Raw genomic sequence first — 11,458 nt, 5'->3', positions numbered from 1 at the left:
CCGCAGCATGGGCGGGGCCAATCTTATCCCCGTTGCCGTCACCCGTGATATCGCGCAATCCGTTCCCGTCGCCGGCAGCTTCGTTGGTGCGTCCGATGCATTCATATCGATGGATGTGGAAATCGAGGTGTCTGCGTGAGCTTCGCAGCAGAAGCCTCCAACGATCTTTGAACCGAGGAGATGAGGATGCCGCCCTCCAGCGAAGACCGAACAGGCGTCGTTGTAGATCATCAATCCGTCTTCTCCGGTCTGATCATCACGGAGGGTGTCCCGGTGACGTGGGGTGGGTTGGATATCGCGGCGTTCCCGGCATCTGGTCGGGGCCGAATAGGTCCAGGGTTGGAAAACCATCACCGGCGCTGTCCCTGATGCCGACGCGCATTTTCATACAGCTCTAGCATGTCGGCAGGACCTCGGATCCGTCGTTGACCCCAACCGCGGCGATGGCCATTGCAAGCGTCGGCCTTTGAAGTGCAGTAATCCCCTCTACCTAAGCGGGCGGCAGCTGATCGGGAAAAGGGACTGGTTGGTCGGAAGGTTAAGTCTGATGCGTTGACCCGAAGCCCAGGCGAGAGCATGGCTTTCCGACGAAAACTCCCGCTCTGTCATGACGCCGTGTTCGACGACGCGAACAATCCGTCTAGATGGAGATACAATGATATTTACGAAGTCCTGAAAGGTCATGATATTCATGTGCTGTGGCCGCTCCGCGGCCATCTGCTCGCGTTTCTGAGAAGGTCTATTTCCTTGGCTATGGGGCCGAGAAGTTTTATAAGACGGTTCTCCTCGACTTGATCCAGCCGAAACCTTCGTGCGAAGTCGCTGACCAGCATGGTCTTCTCAGCGTGTAGTCGGGTCGGTTGTTTTGAGCTGCCTGGAGGTTGCAAGGTCGTATCCTTTCAGGAAGACGGTATCCTCACCGGAAATGCCCGAGGACCATGGTGATGGCGCTGCTTCGAGTTTTCAAATAGGCAAATGCCGCAGCTTTCAGAGTTCTCGGCCTCAACGCATCGAAGGAGGTCATAGCCACCCACGCTGGCATTCCGGTGAACTCGCGTCGGAGTCTGCACCCCGAATACCGGCGGTTTTGAAGACCTCTCTGACCAGCCTGAAACCGGCCTTATCGAAATGCGCTGCTGCTGGATTGGAAGACATGTCGTCCTCCTTTGTTGGGGCAAGGTTTTGCACCCTTGATGACGGCGCCCGAATGGCAAGCCGTCACTATAACGATAAGTCGTGCTAAAATATCCGATTACAAGGCTTGGTCCTGATACGCCATTGCCCGCAAAACAGGGGAAGGTGCTCCTGCGAAAAGGCACTCACGGCGCTTCGACCATTTGCCTAGGCTCAGCATTTCGATTTGGATGAAGTGGAGCAGCGGGTGACCGTGAAAAATATCGCCGCTCTCCCATGGAATGCCAACGCGTCGTTCGTTGTAGCCAACATCGATGAAACACCTGCAGCCTGTAGCGCGACGGAACAAATACGTTCCGTTGAAGTTCCGGATTATCAGACGGAACAAAAGTATGACGCAGTCAGTCAGAGGGCGTGCCGTCCTCGTCGTCGAAGATGAGCCGTTGCTATTGATGCTTGCAGTCGAGATGGTCGAGGGCGCTGGGTCGGAAGCACTCGAGGCGGCGAATGCGGCGGAGGCTATTGGTATCCTGGACGCGAGGGACGATATCGTGGTCATCTTTAGCGATATAGAGATGCCGGGCACGATGGATCGCCTCATGCTCGCTGCGACAGTTCGCAAACGATGGCCGCCCATAGAGATTATTCTCACATCCGGGAGAGTGTCGGTCGATGAGTCGGATCTTCCTGACCGTGGCGTCTTCTTTTCCAAGCCCTACGATGTCGCGGAGGTATCGAAGACGCTGCGCCGGTTAGCCGCGTAGAACTGCACGCAAATGAGTGGCTGCAATACCCTTTGGAGGCACCGACAATCGATGCACGACCCCATGTTCATATCAGCGTAGTATGTCGGCTTCCGATGCTGGCACAGCGAGAGAAATCCAGTGACAAGACCTTACGCTATCGACCATCCGGACTGGGATATCACGCAGCTTCGCAATGCTATCAAAGCAGCTGGTGTTGCACTCTGGACATGGAACGTAGACGACGACACGTTCCTGATGGACGGGAAGGGCTACGACCTCTGGGATGTCGACAACGACAGGCCCCTGACCTTCGAGCATCTCTCCGAAAAGATCCATCCGGCCGATCGCGATCGGGTCAGGGCGGCGTTCGTCGCGACGAGAGCCATCGTGGGCTCCTACGAGATCGATTTCCGAATTCTGACCGGGGCGTCGGACGTGCGATGGATATCCGCTCGCGGTCAGGGGGACGACGTTGGGATCGTCGGCCGAAACATGACCGGGATCTTTCTGGATGTAACGGGACGARAACAGGCGGAGGAGGGACACGAGCTGCTCGCAGGCGAGATGAGCCATCGCGTCAAGAACCTGCTCGCACTGGCAGCCGGTCTGACCTCTATCACGTCGCGCTCGACCAGCACGAAGGAGGAGATGGCCCATCAACTGACGCAACGCCTTACGTCTCTGGGTCGAGCCCACGATCTTGTGCGGCCGCTCCCAAGCGGACAGGGAAACGCGGCGCTTCTCGGCGACCTGTTCACCGTCCTGTTGGCGCCCTACGATGATGATGGGGCCTTTGCCGGGCGCATCAGGGTGGCCGTGCCGCGGGCGGGCGTGGGTGAGGGCGCAGCGACCAATCTTGCCTTGGTCATTCATGAACTCGCGACCAACTCCCTGAAATATGGAGCGCTGTCCATCGACGCCGGAACTCTCGATGTATCCGGCGCCATCGAAGGCGACGACGTCGAGATTGTTTGGACGGAGCAGGGCGGCCCGGAGGTCGCTCCTCCGGAAGGTGCCGGAGGATATGGAAGCAGGCTGCTCCAGCGCACGGTGGCCGGGCCCCTCGCCGGTTCGATAGCCTACGACTGGACGAAAACCGGGGTGCTCATAACACTTCGGGTAAAAGGTGACCGGCTTTCGAAGTGACGGCGGTCGGGAGGAGACCGAGCGGAATCTCATGACATGCCGATACGAGCAAGCGCGGACCTCAAGGGCTCATCCGAGACATGAACGACGCCGACCTATGAGTGCGCCATGTCGACGACTAGGAACACCGCTGCGGCCACCGATATGGCGCAGACCGTGATAACAAAGATAACCGTGGGATTTACGGGCGCCTGCAGCCCGAACGTCGCAAACAGCCAGGCGAGCCAGAACACCAGAATTCCCAGAAACGCGGTCGGCAGTCCCCGGATTGTGTTTCGGCGTGCAATTTTGACACCGTTGGCGGGGTAATCGGCGTCCAATTTTGACCCCCCTCAGATTTCATCTGACCATCCGGCTTTTAGCGGCGGATGGAGCCCGCGTCCAGGTCGAGCGCATTCCCCTTGATCTCTTCACGATGCAGTTGCGGCTCGACAGTCAGCATTGTGAGCGCAGTCTTCGAAGCGCAATTTCCCCCGAAACGGAGCGCACAGGTTTCGCTTTGAACAACGGGGATTCCGCTTCGAAACTGGATTTCCTACTGCTCGAGGTTTCTGAGATATTTGGCAGGCGATGCGCCGAGTGCTTTCTTGAACATTGTGATGAACGCAGACACAGACTCATATCCAAGGTCGCCCGAAACTTGCTGCACCGTTGCCCCCGCCGCAAGACTCCGGAGCGCGACGATCAACTGCAATTGCTGTCGCCAGCGGCCGAAGGTCAGGCCGGTTTCCTGTCGAACAAGACGACCGAGCGAATTTTCGCTTAGTGCCACTCGCGCTGCCCATTCGGCCATAGTGCTTCGATCGGAAGGATCATCGACCAATGCCGAAGCAATGCGCCCAAGCCGAGGCTCATCCGTAAGAGGCAGACGCAGATCCTCTACCGGCATACGCGGTAGAGCAGAGAGAAGCAGTGTAATGAAGAGTTCAGCATCGGCCATCGCAAGTGCGGACTGATCGGCCATCTCGATGATAAGTTCCCTGACTAACGGGGATAGTGAAAGCGTGCAGCATCGGTCCGGGAGATCGGCGGCGCCTGGTTCGATGAATAGGAAGAACAGCCGAGCATTAGCGGTCGCAACATTGCTGTGCGGCATGCCGCCCGGCACCCAGACGCCACAATGAGGCGGTACCATCCACATTCCGCTCGGAACGCGACATGTCACGGCTCCCCGCAAGGCCATGACGAGCTGGCCCTTTCGATGACGATGCTCGGGTGCTTCGCGATCGTTCTGCGAAACATCGATCCTCACCGAGCTTATTCGCGCAGTGGACGCATCGAGATCATGTTCGGCGAGGGCTCCGGAAAGCGATGTCTTCGCTTGGTGGAATTTGGTGATCATTTGAGAGGATATCTAAATTCCTCCGCGCGCTTTGTCGATAGATTGATCCGAAATAATTTCGGAGAACGACTATGGCAATACAAGAGCACGATCCTCGATGGTGGTCTGATATTGTTCAGACCGAAATTCGATTGCCTCATCGGTGCTCTTGCAGGCTTTGCATTTTGCCCTTGCTAACGATGAGCGAGGGGTCATCGCGCATGGCCGCTGCGAGAAAGACAGCAAACGCCTTGGTGATGAAAGTTCGCGCGTTCTTTGCGCACCAACCGCCCGCCACTTCGATTGTTTCATGTGGCGACCCGGCCGAAGCCTATATGGGTGCTTGCATCGCGGCGTCGTTGTTCTGCTATGTATCGCCCGCCATTTATGGCCTTATCGGCACCATTGGCGAGCGAGGCGTCACGCAGAGAACCTCCCGGCGGGGAGATGAAGCGTGAGTGCTCGGCCGGTGGTCACCACCGCCGCTGTGATGTTTTCCTTGAAGACGTTTTTGGCGGCCATGCTGGCCTATTTCATCGCGATCAGTTTCGATATGCCGCGACCGTTCTGGGCGGTAGCGACCGTTTACATCGTCGCTCATCCGCTTTCGGGCGCGATTTCATCGAAGTCAGTCTATCGACTACTCGGAACCCTCATGGGCGGCGCTGCGACGATCATCATGGTCCCGAACCTTGTGAGCGAGCCAATCCTTCTTTCTGCCGCGATCATTGCATGGGTCTCGGCATGCACGTTCGTCAGCCTTCTTGACCGTACACCTCGAAGTTATGCCCCACTCTTGGCTGGATACACCGTGCTTCTTGCGGGATTGCCGTTGGTGACGGCGCCGGCAAACACATTCGACACGGTCATGTCCCGCATCGAGGAGATCGGACTTGCGATCCTATGTGCCTCGATCGTCAGCCACATTGTTTTTCCGGTTCACGTAGGAACCGTTCTCGTCAGTCGGATCGATAGATGGCTGGCGAGGGCGCGGACGCTCTTCGCAGCGACGGCTGTCGGAGAGGTTGGGGACGTCCAGAGCAGATTAGAACGACAAGGCCTGGCTGCGGAAGCGGCGGAACTGCGGTCGTTTACGACACATCTTCAATACGATGGTTCCAGATACCGACGTGCAGTTTCGCTGGTGCGATCACTGCAGTACCGGATGCTGTCCTTCCTTCCTTTACTGGGCGAACTCGAAGATTTGCGGCGGTCACTGGGCAAGTTGAACTCCTCCGGCGCGGGACGGGCTTTGTCATTGATTGCAGGGGTGAGTTCTCGTTCGACGAATTTCCCAGAAACCTTCAAGGCCGAGATCGATGCGCTCGCTCCTTCCTCGGCACCTCATTCCTGGGAGACGCTCCTTCTTGCCAATGCCGCCCGGAACCTGCGGGATATTCTTCGGACCTCCGATGAGTGCCGCGCCCTTCGGAAAGCGATAGAGGAAGAGAATGCGGCAAGAGCGGCCCGCCTTTTCGCAGCTACAGACAAAATGCCAGCCCAGCATCGTGACATCGGCATGGCTTTGTTGTCAGCACTGGCAGTCGCGATTTGCCTGCTGACATCGATCACCTTCTGGATCGCAAGCGGCTGGTCGGACGGAATGACATTTGCCCAGATATCGGGTGTGCTTTGCTGCCTGCTCGCGACGATGGACGATCCTGTCCCAGCGATGCGGAAGTTTGCCCACGTCACAATCGCTACGCTCATCGCAGCGTTCGTTTACGGCTTTGCGATCCTTCCGATGATTGATGGTTTCGTACCTCTCGTCGCTGCCCTCGGACTGTTCCTAATCCCGGCCGGCATATGTCTTGCAGTGCCTTCGCTGGCAATTGTCGGCATGGGACTGTGCATCAATTTCCCACTTCTTCTCTCGCTCCAGGCACACCAGAGCAGCGACTTCGTCACATTCTCGAATACAGGAATTGCGACCATTCTTGCGATGGTCTGGACGATTGTGGTCTGCGGCATCTTCCGGACTGTAAGGGCGGAGACAAACGCCAGAAGGCTTTTTTCCGCTACGCAGAGGCATGTCGCGAAAATCGCCGCCGGCAGGCATACCGACGCCCATGGCACGCAGCATCACGTCATCGATGTCGCCGGTCTCTTTGCCGCCAGAGCGTCAAAACTTCGACCGACTTCCGAAATCGCGAATGCCGACCTTATAAGGGATCTGCGGACGGGTCTCCATATGGTGGCGATGCGGCAGCTTGCCGAAGAGTTGTCCGAGCCTGTTAGACGTAAAGCGGAAGCCGTCTTCAAAGCGGTCGCAGCACTATACGATGTCAAGTCCGACAAACATTGCGACCAAATGGAAAACGTTCTTGCGACTTTGGACGATCTCGTTCTTTCCGCGTCGGGAATGACCACGGTGCCTGTGGAGAGAGAGGTTCTCATGAGCGCGGCAGGTCTTCGCATTTGCCTCGCTCCAAACGCCGATCCGCCGGTTTTCACAACGCCTCCGACAAGGAGGATAGCCGCATGACCGGACAATTGGACCTTTACGGCGTCTTCCTGCCATCGTTCGCGGGGCTTGCGCTGTTCGCGTACGGCGTGTTCCGCGTTCTCGCACGGGCTCTCGATAAGGTCGGGTTCTACCGACTGGTATGGCATCGCCCGCTGTTCAATCTCGCACTCTACGTCACCCTCCTCGGTGGGTTTTCAGTGGCTGCAACCTGGTTTCAAACATGAAAAATTTCACGATTACCTCGGGCCGAGCACTTTTGACCCTTTCCATGGTCGGCTGTGCAGCGGTGCTAAGCTGGCACTTATGGTCCTTCTACATGGAAGCGCCATGGACACGCGATGCACATGTCCGTGCTGACATCGTCCGGTTGGCCCCGGACGTCTCCGGACCCGTCACGGAGGTTCTGGTGTCGGACAACGAGTGGATGGAAAAAGGGGCTACGCTATTTCGTATCGAAACACTTCGTTTCGAGCTTGCGCTCCGCGAGGCGGAAGCTCAGGTGCGGAGCGCCAAAGCCGCTGCGGAACTGGCGAGGACCGATTTCGAACGATATCAGTTGCTCGCTTCCAAAGAAGCCGCCAGCTTGAAGGAGCGGCAACAGGCGGAAAGCCGGATGCATCAGGCAGACGCCTCATATCAATCGGCACTTGCGGGTCAGGATCTGGCCAGGCTGAACCTTGAGCGGACAAACGTGATTGCGCCGGCTTCAGGGACGATAACGAACTTCTCTCTGCGCCGGGGAAACTATGTTTCTGCTGGTAATGCAATCGGTGTTCTGGTCGAAAAAGAATCTATCTATGTCGCCGGGTATTTCGAAGAAACAAAGCTTCCGAGAATCCATGTCAACGATCCGGTGAGGATCGATATCATGGGCGAGCGGGAACCGGTGCTTGGACATGTCGAAAGCATCGCAGCCGGCATCGAGGACCGGGAGCGTAGCGATTCTGCGGGTTCTTTCGCAAGCGTGGCTCCGACATTCGCATGGGTTCGTCTGGCCCAGAGGATACCAGTGCGTATCGAGATCGACCACATCCCGGACGGCGTGCGGCTGATTGCCGGCCGGACCGCAACAGCTTCTGTTGAACAGTAGGCCGATATCTCCTTGCAAAGGTGGAGGTAGCAGCACTCGGCGCCGGCTATAACGGATCATCGGGTGATGGTCGCGTTCAGCCATTGACGAAAGCTGTCGAACGAAGGGGTGCCCGCCTGAAATGTATCTTCATTCCCCGAACCACGCAAAAGGGCTCGGCGCGGTCCCTGAACCTCTCAGGAGCGAAGGTTTTCCCGCATCCACTATTCGGCGGTCGTGACTTTGATGCCATTTCGCCCGTTGAAGCTGTCCCGCTTCGGCCATGCCACGCCTTTGCCTTCCGCAAAGACCGCCCGATATTTCTTGATATGATTTTCGGGGTCCTGCGCAAGCTCAGGCTTGAGGTGAGGAACTGTCCATTCTGCTTTCGTAAACGGACGCTCAAGCACGGTCTGAAGCTTATCGGCAACCTCGCCATAGGTGACCGTGTCGCCAGCAAGATAGACGATCTCATCGCGGATCGTCGGTTGAGCAAAGACTACCTCTGCGGTCAAGGCACCGATGTCGGTCGATATGGGGAATTGACTGTGTCCGTTCACGCGATTTCGATCGGCAGGATAACCTTGATGATCATAGCCGCGCATTCCAACGTGTTGACATTTTTAGGATAGTGCGCGGAGGCTTGGAGGGAAACTCGTGACGCTGGGAGAATTGATTGATCAACACCGCCCGCGCCTGGCTGACGAATCTGTGGCCGTCCGGCGAAGCTGGGAGGAAATGTTCACGTACACCCTCCGACATTATTCCAAGGATACGCCGACGGGCAGCTTCGATCTTGACGACCTGTCGGACAGACTGATCTCAGCTGGCATGCGTCAGCTTATCGTTGCGGGATATTTGAAGCGATGGCGCGACGTACTCTCCAGGGAGGGTGAACTTTAGCCCGAACCGGACGCTTTCTCTTTTTATGCTTGTCGCCACCCCGGAGCATCCCGAAACCCTTTGCGGGGCCAAGCTATGGCGATCGTTGAGGAGCTGAAGCATAAGTTGGCGGAATCGCACTGCGCATCTCGCGACCCCTCGGGACGCCGGGGTCATCGCAATACATCGCGGGTCAAATCGTGGCGACGGAAGATGCTTAAGACTTCGACGCGATACCTAGGCTGAGTACCCACATTTCACGATAGCAGAAATCGGGGTCACAAATCAGGCGCTCCGGCTCTTCACCAATCGCTTTCCATTGGCGATGATCCGCTTCTGGTAAGTCGCGCGTTCGGGCTAGCCCGGATAAGAATTCCAGATTTTTGCGAATGTATTCGCGCTCCACGGGGTTGAGCGGCTGACGGCGCTCCGCGAGCGTCGTGATTGCAGAGACATTCTCTAGGCCCGCTGCTCGAAACCACGCCGATACGCGCGTTCCCCTCATTGCGCCGGACATCTGTATATCATCAGACAGCGCGTCGAGCAGACGCCACATCAGTTTAGGATCCTGCGGCTGATACTGCCAAACCGAGATATCGACCTCCTTCACCGCCACAAGTCCGCCCGGCTTTACGACGCGGCAGAACTCAGCGATTGCTTGTGTTAGCTCCAGGTCACTCAGATACTGGACGACGTTCGCGCTCCAGACCGCATCGAATGTGCCCGTCTCATAGGGCAGCGTGAGGATGTCACCGATTCGCGCTCTTATTGGACAGGCAAACCGCTGGCTTGCAATCAAGCCTTCGATAGCCTCGACATTTTCCCGCGCCAAGTCACAAGCCTCGATATGCCCCTCGGTGCCTAGCAACTCCGCCATTAAAGGCAGGAAGACCCCATTGCCTGCACCTGCGTCAAGCACTGACCAGCCAGATCGGATGCCGGCGGCACGAAGAGTGGCATCATATTCGTCCTTTAGCGCCATGTAATGAACATTCAGGTGTCCTCCGGCGCTGAGCTTGTGGCCGGTCGACGTGACGTGTTCGGAATTTGAAGCGTTGCTCATCTGCCTGTCCGGTCCGAGTTCACAACAACTGCTTTTATAGAAATGTAACTTTTGGCTCAGCCTAGTCTGTCATACGCCGCAGCCCCGATTGAAATCCGGTTCGCCTCTTATCGCCATATTAGCGGGGCGAGCATTTGCCAGGACGACGTTGCAGCGGGTTGCATAGCTCGTTTGCCGCTCAGCAAACAAAGGCTGTGATCGGCGTCGCAATACTGAACCGAAGCCCCGCCTGCCGACGCCCGAAATCCTTTCGCTGCAACGTACCGACCGCGGCGACGAAATAAAAGATGTCAACGACCGAATTCCGCACAAATGCAGATCCACGCACCAATGCCACTCTCAAGCATTCGCTGTCGAAGCTCGGTTTCCTGCACATCTCTGACAAGGTCATTGTATAGCGCCGATCGTGTCAGCGTACGTTGTTCTTCAGCCGCAGGGAACGCATTCAAGAGAAGGCCTATCAGTTGCCTTTGAATGCCGTCTGTCAAAGATCGAGTTTTGTAGCCAGGGCAGCGTGCCATCCGAAGGTGACGCCACCGCCAGCCAGCCATTGAAACGGTCGAACCTTGTTGCGTATTAGGGCCAACAGGATGGTCATGAGTTCGAACCCTATCAAGAACACCAAGGGACGGGGCTTGCGGCTGAGCGTGCTGATTGCTGCGAGTCTTCCTAGCAACACCTATGTGGGAACTGGAATCTTGGACGGATTTGGTTGGCTTAGAGCATTGCAGTTGCGGTACCATTAGGACTGCAAAAGCGATTTGCACGGCCGGGACAGCTGGAGAAACCACGTCCGCATCTCCTAGAGCAGGACCCTGATGAACGCGGATATGATAGCCGCCTGGGCGGTGGAAAACGGATTCCATGCGATCGATTCGCGGAGTTATCGTCGCCATAACAATGCAGGCGCGATCACGATCGAAATAAAGAGGATGTCATTCCTCCTCATCGATGAGAGGCAAGGATTGCGACCGCGCCTCATATCGCGGTTGTTCAAAGACATTCCCCTTAATAGCGGGCTTGCCGCTTGCATGGTCTTCTTCTTGACCACTATCCCAATCGTTGAGTCCTGACGCGATCACCACAGCCAAATTACCAAGGCGGCGGACCGGCGGTAGTCACCGAGGGTGACTGTCCTGGGCCGCGCATCACATTCTAATAGGACAGCTTGGGATACCAATGCGGCGCCCGGCCCTCCGGGGTGGAATCGAGGATCGTCCAGATCGGCATCAGATCGGGCGCGCCGCGCGGGTCCTGACCGGGGTCGGCTGTGGCGCCGCCCATCTCGCCGCTCCAGAAATGCCGCATTGTTCCGTCCCGGCGGGTGAACACGTTGAAGGCCGCGTCATCACTGCCGTCCTTGCCGAGCCCATGGCACAGGACGGCAGCCTGCCGCGCATGGGACGGCTTCGAAGACACCTTCTTCGAGATCCGCCTCGCAGCGCAAGACTGGCTGAGGAGATAGGTCATGGCCCCGAAAAACTATTGGAAAGGCTACCTGAAGCTCTCGCTGGTCACCTGCCCGGTGGCGATGACCCCGGCGACATCGGAATCAGAGAAGGTCCGTTTCCACACCCTGAACAAGGACACTGGAAACCGCGTGGTTTCCCAATACATCGACTCGGTGACC

11 protein-coding genes and 3 pseudogenes are annotated in these 11,458 nt (G+C 57.2%); 9 read left to right on the top strand and 5 right to left on the bottom strand.

Annotated elements, in window-relative coordinates; genetic code table 11:
- Positions 1 to 1,526: 1,526 nt before the first annotated feature.
- Together AC1DM5_RS36250 and AC1DM5_RS36245 are read left to right on the top strand one after the other, a co-directional pair.
- Positions 1,527 to 1,898 carry a response regulator gene (locus AC1DM5_RS36250; protein WP_477818403.1) on the top strand — a complete coding sequence of 124 codons (372 nt, stop codon included), beginning with the start codon at positions 1,527 to 1,529 and terminating at the stop codon, positions 1,896 to 1,898.
- Positions 1,899 to 2,018: 120 nt separating this feature from the next.
- Positions 2,019 to 3,026: a sensor histidine kinase gene (locus tag AC1DM5_RS36245; RefSeq protein WP_477976899.1), complete on the top strand. Its 1,008-nt coding sequence runs from the start codon at positions 2,019 to 2,021 to the stop codon at positions 3,024 to 3,026.
- Positions 3,027 to 3,124: 98 nt separating this feature from the next.
- Here AC1DM5_RS36245 and AC1DM5_RS36240 read toward each other — a convergent pair.
- Together AC1DM5_RS36240 and AC1DM5_RS36235 are read right to left on the bottom strand one after the other, a co-directional pair.
- Positions 3,125 to 3,289, bottom strand: a pseudogene (locus tag AC1DM5_RS36240) (bestrophin-like domain); the annotation flags it as partial.
- Positions 3,290 to 3,561: 272 nt separating this feature from the next.
- On the bottom strand, positions 3,562 to 4,368 hold the full coding sequence (locus AC1DM5_RS36235) for an AraC family transcriptional regulator (protein ID WP_477818405.1): 807 nt from the start codon (positions 4,366 to 4,368) through the stop codon (positions 3,562 to 3,564).
- 200 nt (positions 4,369 to 4,568) lie between these two features.
- On the opposite strand from AC1DM5_RS36235, the gene AC1DM5_RS36230 reads away from it, so the two are divergent.
- The 4 genes from AC1DM5_RS36230 to AC1DM5_RS36215 are packed head-to-tail and all read left to right on the top strand — an operon-like array spanning position 4,569 to position 7,904.
- A complete protein-coding gene (locus tag AC1DM5_RS36230) occupies positions 4,569 to 4,805 on the top strand; it encodes a hypothetical protein (protein WP_477818406.1) in 237 nt (78 codons plus the stop codon).
- Positions 4,802 to 6,832 (top strand): FUSC family protein, encoded by a 2,031-nt coding sequence (locus tag AC1DM5_RS36225; RefSeq protein WP_477818407.1) that lies wholly within the window; start codon positions 4,802 to 4,804, stop codon positions 6,830 to 6,832. The genes AC1DM5_RS36230 and AC1DM5_RS36225 overlap by 4 nt, the downstream gene beginning before the upstream one ends.
- On the top strand, positions 6,829 to 7,038 hold the full coding sequence (locus tag AC1DM5_RS36220) for a DUF1656 domain-containing protein (RefSeq protein ID WP_477818408.1): 210 nt from the start codon (positions 6,829 to 6,831) through the stop codon (positions 7,036 to 7,038). Before AC1DM5_RS36225 ends, AC1DM5_RS36220 begins: the two co-directional genes overlap by 4 nt.
- The gene (locus tag AC1DM5_RS36215) at positions 7,035 to 7,904 is read left to right on the top strand and encodes an efflux RND transporter periplasmic adaptor subunit (protein ID WP_477818409.1); all 870 of its coding nucleotides are present in this window, start codon (positions 7,035 to 7,037) and stop codon (positions 7,902 to 7,904) included. The genes AC1DM5_RS36220 and AC1DM5_RS36215 overlap by 4 nt, the downstream gene beginning before the upstream one ends.
- A 203-nt stretch (positions 7,905 to 8,107) precedes the next feature.
- Here AC1DM5_RS36215 and AC1DM5_RS36210 read toward each other — a convergent pair whose 3' ends face one another.
- On the bottom strand, positions 8,108 to 8,488 hold the full coding sequence (locus AC1DM5_RS36210; protein ID WP_477818410.1) for a Rossmann-fold NAD(P)-binding domain-containing protein: 381 nt from the start codon (positions 8,486 to 8,488) through the stop codon (positions 8,108 to 8,110).
- A gap of 52 nt (positions 8,489 to 8,540) precedes the next feature.
- Here AC1DM5_RS36210 and AC1DM5_RS36205 point away from each other — a divergent pair, with 52 nt between their 5' ends.
- Positions 8,541 to 8,786 (top strand): hypothetical protein, encoded by a 246-nt coding sequence (locus tag AC1DM5_RS36205; protein WP_477818411.1) that lies wholly within the window; start codon positions 8,541 to 8,543, stop codon positions 8,784 to 8,786.
- Positions 8,787 to 8,982: 196 nt separating this feature from the next.
- Here the strand turns inward: AC1DM5_RS36205 and AC1DM5_RS36200 are convergent, their stop codons facing one another.
- A complete protein-coding gene (locus AC1DM5_RS36200; protein WP_477818412.1) occupies positions 8,983 to 9,828 on the bottom strand; it encodes a class I SAM-dependent methyltransferase in 846 nt (281 codons plus the stop codon).
- Positions 9,829 to 10,646: 818 nt separating this feature from the next.
- Here AC1DM5_RS36200 and AC1DM5_RS36195 point away from each other — a divergent pair.
- Positions 10,647 to 10,894, top strand: a pseudogene (locus AC1DM5_RS36195) (hypothetical protein).
- An 89-nt stretch (positions 10,895 to 10,983) separates the two neighbouring features.
- Here AC1DM5_RS36195 and AC1DM5_RS36190 read toward each other — a convergent pair.
- Positions 10,984 to 11,202, bottom strand: a pseudogene (locus AC1DM5_RS36190) (DUF899 family protein); the annotation flags it as partial.
- Positions 11,203 to 11,296: 94 nt separating this feature from the next.
- Between AC1DM5_RS36190 and AC1DM5_RS36185 the strand changes: the two are divergent.
- Positions 11,297 to 11,458 (top strand): Ku protein (locus AC1DM5_RS36185; protein WP_477976901.1); only part of this gene is annotated, 162 nt, incomplete at its 3' end.

It is taken from the genome of Rhizobium sp. 01T437, assembly GCF_056398505.1.
This window is presented reverse-complemented; position numbering and strand designations above follow the sequence as displayed.

Coding starts and splice junctions, on each gene's coding strand:
- AC1DM5_RS36215 (WP_477818409.1), top strand. CDS start 7,035: ATGAAAAATTTCACGATTACCTCGGGCCGAGCACTTTTGACCCTTTCC.
- AC1DM5_RS36235 (WP_477818405.1), bottom strand. CDS start 4,368: ATGATCACCAAATTCCACCAAGCGAAGACATCGCTTTCCGGAGCCCTC.
- AC1DM5_RS36250 (WP_477818403.1), top strand. CDS start 1,527: ATGACGCAGTCAGTCAGAGGGCGTGCCGTCCTCGTCGTCGAAGATGAG.
- AC1DM5_RS36200 (WP_477818412.1), bottom strand. CDS start 9,828: ATGAGCAACGCTTCAAATTCCGAACACGTCACGTCGACCGGCCACAAG.
- AC1DM5_RS36210 (WP_477818410.1), bottom strand. CDS start 8,488: ATGCGCGGCTATGATCATCAAGGTTATCCTGCCGATCGAAATCGCGTG.
- AC1DM5_RS36220 (WP_477818408.1), top strand. CDS start 6,829: ATGACCGGACAATTGGACCTTTACGGCGTCTTCCTGCCATCGTTCGCG.
- AC1DM5_RS36230 (WP_477818406.1), top strand. CDS start 4,569: ATGGCCGCTGCGAGAAAGACAGCAAACGCCTTGGTGATGAAAGTTCGC.